This window comes from Pelotomaculum propionicicum, assembly GCF_004369225.1.
Lineage (GTDB): Bacteria > Bacillota > Desulfotomaculia > Desulfotomaculales > Pelotomaculaceae > Pelotomaculum_B > Pelotomaculum_B propionicicum.
Window position 1 is genome coordinate 1 of the sequence record NZ_QFFZ01000157.1, and the last position, 730, is coordinate 730.

At 41.6% G+C, this 730-nt stretch carries 1 protein-coding gene; it reads right to left on the minus strand.

Going from position 1 to position 730, the window contains the following annotated elements; genetic code table 11:
• Positions 1 to 110: 110 nt before the first annotated feature.
• Positions 111 to 566, minus strand: a complete 456-nt coding sequence (gene tnpA, locus Pmgp_RS19315) for an IS200/IS605 family transposase (RefSeq protein ID WP_134216313.1) — start codon at positions 564 to 566, stop codon at positions 111 to 113.
• Between the last annotated feature and the right edge of the window lie 164 nt (positions 567 to 730).

A 730-nucleotide genomic window follows, 5' to 3' on the forward strand; every position in this document is an offset into this window, starting at 1 on the left:
AGTCAAGACCACCCCAGAATGGGGTGGCTTGAAAGAGCCCTATAAGGGCTTATTACAAGCCAGCGCCTAAATGACGCTGGCTTAAACTTCGTTCAAGCCATGTGCACTGATTACTTGGCAGGACCCTTAAAAGGGTTCTCTAGTTCTTTGGTCGAAATTCTATCCATTATTTGATCATGTTTATCTTGCTCACGTATATACTTTGCTATCGTTTTTTCATTCAACCCTACTGTACTGACATAATATCCTTCAGCCCAGAAATGCCGGTTGCCAAATTTATATTTCAGATTTGAGTGCCTGTCGAAAATCATCATCGCACTCTTTCCCTTCAGGTACCCCATCACCTGGGAGACACTATATTTCGGTGGAATACTAAGCAACAGATGAACGTGATCTGACATCATGTGCCCCTCGATTATTTCGACGCCTTTCCACTTGCATAAATCTTTTATTATCCCCTTTATATCTTCCCGTAGCTGGTTGTATATTATTTTCCTTCTGTACTTAGGGGTGAACACTATGTGATACTTGCATAGCCATTTGGTATGTGCTAAACTCTCTGCCATAAGCAACACCTTTCTTCTGTTTTTTGATGGCTTGAACACTCATCATTTTAACAGATTAACAGAAGGGTGTTGCTCTTTGCTTAAGCATTGAATCCCACCCGCATAGCGGGCGGTTTTTTGTTCTCCTGGCTAAAACCATGCCAGGAGAACTTACTAAAGTATAA

Bases quoted from the DNA above. Each gene is read 5' to 3' on its own strand.
- tnpA (WP_134216313.1), bottom strand. From the start codon at position 566: ATGGCAGAGAGTTTAGCACATACCAAATGGCTATGCAAGTATCACATA.